The organism is Vibrio sp. 1401, from assembly GCF_033340295.1.
In genome coordinates, this window is record NZ_JAWOWF010000568.1 from 1 (window position 1) to 598 (window position 598).

Below are 598 nucleotides of genomic sequence, written 5' to 3' on the forward strand. Positions count from 1 at the left end.
AAAGTGATGCACATTGATATTGCCCCGTCGTCTATCTCCAAAAACGTCAAAGTGGATCTTCCAATCGTAGGCTCTGCTGAAAAAGTACTGACTACTATGCTTGGTCTACTGGCAGAGCAAGATTGTGGCAACGATGAAGCGGCGATCACTAAGTGGTGGGATGATATTCAAGTGTGGCGCGATCGTCAGTGCTTGTCTTACGAAACGTCGTCGGATCGTATCAAGCCACAGCAAGTCATTGAAACACTGCACAAGCTAACCAATGGTGACGCGTATGTGGCGTCTGATGTAGGCCAGCACCAAATGTTTGCGGCGTTGTACTACCCATTCAACAAACCTCGCCGTTGGATCAATTCGGGTGGCTTGGGCACAATGGGCTTTGGTCTTCCTGCTGGTATGGGCGTTAAGTTCGCGATGCCTGAAGAAGAAGTGGTGGTGGTGACGGGTGATGGCAGTATCCAGATGAACATTCAGGAGCTATCGACGGCCATGCAGTACGATATTCCTGTGAAGATCATCAATCTGAATAACCGATTCCTCGGTATGGTAAAACAGTGGCAAGACATTATTTATCAAGGTCGCCACTCTAACTCTTGCA

1 protein-coding gene is annotated in these 598 nt (G+C 48.3%); it reads left to right on the top strand.

Annotation, left to right across the window (positions count from 1 at the left end; genetic code table 11):
• The coding region (locus R7Z77_RS26870) for a thiamine pyrophosphate-dependent enzyme (protein ID WP_318137242.1) at nucleotides 1-598 on the top strand (598 nt) is incomplete at both ends.